3 protein-coding genes are annotated in these 1,658 nt (G+C 39.4%); all 3 read left to right on the forward strand.

Features of this window, described 5'->3' with window-relative positions; all coding sequences use genetic code 11:
- Positions 1-221 (forward strand): type II toxin-antitoxin system PemK/MazF family toxin (locus tag O9290_RS05460; RefSeq protein WP_288054604.1); only part of this gene is annotated, 221 nt, incomplete at its 5' end.
- A gap of 331 nt (positions 222-552) precedes the next feature.
- A complete protein-coding gene (locus O9290_RS05465) occupies positions 553-762 on the forward strand; it encodes a DUF2281 domain-containing protein (RefSeq protein ID WP_002760653.1) in 210 nt (69 codons plus the stop codon).
- A gap of 291 nt (positions 763-1,053) precedes the next feature.
- A partial coding sequence (locus O9290_RS05470) for an RNA-guided endonuclease InsQ/TnpB family protein (protein WP_288086796.1) occupies positions 1,054-1,658 on the forward strand: 605 nt, incomplete at its 3' end.

A 1,658-nucleotide genomic window follows, 5' to 3' on the forward strand; every position in this document is an offset into this window, starting at 1 on the left:
CTCCTATTACAGACTGGAAAACATATTTTTCAGCAAATTTCTGGCACGTTAAAATTGAACCTAACAGTATCAATGGATTGAATAAAGCTTCTGCAATTGATACTCTTCAACTAAGGGGGGTGGATTTACAAAGGTTTATTCATAAATTAGGAAGCGTTTCTGAAATTACAATGCTGGAAATTGTAGCCTCCATTGCTACTGTAATCGAATTTGAGATCTAACAAATCATTGCACCCGACCGTGTGTTAGATAACTCATAATCATGTAAACGCAGTGAATTCAGCTGGTAGGCTGCGTTCCCTAATGCAAGTCCTACTACTCCACTAATAGATTTTTGGGGAACGCACCATGCACATTGATTGAAACTGTGGGTTAAAGTGCGATACCGAAGGCACTGGGTAGCACCCCTAGATGGGGTTGGAGGGCTTGCTTTAGGGCGCTATACTGGGTTATAGGGGTTTTCAAGATTAGTGCTGTTTCTCATCAAATCCTATGCTAGACTGGTGGTAGATTAGTTATCAACTACTGCAAAAAGTTGAATTGGTAAAATACATGAGTACATCAGCAAAATCACTAGAAGAACTGGTGAGACAATTATCGCCTCAGTTAAAGGTTGAAGTACAAACGTTTGTAGAGTCACTTTTAAGTAAATCTAACCAACCTATAAAACGTAAACTCCGTCAAGACTGGGCAGGGATGCTTAAAACCGATTACACATCAATTGAGTTACAGCATCTTGCAGTTGAATGGAGAAATGGCTAGTGTTTCTTCTGGATACGAATATTTGGCTAGAACGCTTATTAGGACAAGGACAGGCGGAGGTTGTTGCGGAGCTACTTGATACGCTCTCGCCGTCTGATATGTGTATGACTGATTTTACTTTACCTAAAATGTCGGATGAATGCCCCCGCTAGATTTTTCAACAAGATACTCACTAAAATTAGCGGGGGATGAAATCCGACCAGAATATTAGCAACGGAGTATCGATTTAATTCTATCATTTGTGAGTAAACTGTGTTATAATCTACTTAACCAATGGTCGAGAATTGTTAGATGCTAGTCGTAGAAGCAAAGCTAAAAAACGGGACACTAGAGCAATATCACCGGCTTGATGAAGCTATCAAAACTTCTCAGTTTGTGCGTAATTCTTGTGTTCGTTATTGGATGGATCATAAGGGTACAACCCGCAATGATCTCCAAAAACTTTGCTCGGTACTAGCTAACAATAAAGAGACACCTTGGGTTAATAAATTAAACTCACAAGCACGTCAATCGGCTGCTGATAGAGCCTGGCAATCAATTAATCGATTTTACCAGAATTGTCATGCTAAGATACCAGGGAAAAAGGGTTTTCCCCGGTTCAAAAAGCATAGCCGTTCGGTTGAATATAAACTAACAGGCTACAAACTATCTGATGAGCGACGTAAAATTAAATTTACCGATGGCTTTAAAGCAGGAGAATTTGATTTATGGTGTAGTCAAAAGACCTTAGTTTATTATTCAGAACAACAGATTAGACGGGTAAGAGTTGTTAGACGTGCTGACGGTTATTATTGCCAGTTTTTAATTGACGTAGAACGGCAAGAATACCATAAACCAACGGGACAAATAACAGGAATTGACTTAGGGTTAAAGGAATTTTATACCGATGCTCAAGG

This window comes from Microcystis sp. LE19-41.2A, assembly GCF_027530405.1.
Classification (GTDB): Bacteria; Cyanobacteriota; Cyanobacteriia; order Cyanobacteriales; family Microcystaceae; genus Microcystis; species Microcystis aeruginosa.

Bases quoted from the DNA above. Each gene is read 5' to 3' on its own strand.
- O9290_RS05465 (WP_002760653.1), top strand. From the start codon at position 553: ATGAGTACATCAGCAAAATCACTAGAAGAACTGGTGAGACAATTATCG.